Raw genomic sequence first — 219 nt, forward strand, 5'->3', positions numbered from 1 at the left:
TCCGGAAACACGTCGCTGGCTGCGATGATGTGACCGCTGCGAACGGCGTCCATCAGCGCCGGAAAATCGACCACGCCGGCACGGCTGAGCAGGATGAAGGCGGCGCCTTTGCGCATTCTGGCAAAGGCATCGGCGCCGAGAAAACCCTGGTTTTCGCTGGTCACCGAAGCGACGACGAAGACGAAATCGCTGGTCGACAAAACCGTGTCGAGCGTGGCC

Annotated in this window: 1 protein-coding gene; it reads right to left on the reverse strand. The window is 62.1% G+C overall.

The window, feature by feature from the left end; all coding sequences use genetic code 11:
- Positions 1–219: NAD(P)-dependent oxidoreductase (locus E5W87_RS35535; RefSeq protein WP_292408658.1), on the reverse strand; the 219-nt coding region annotated here is incomplete at both ends.

This window comes from Mesorhizobium sp. (assembly GCF_004962925.1).
GTDB lineage: Bacteria > Pseudomonadota > Alphaproteobacteria > Rhizobiales > Rhizobiaceae > Mesorhizobium.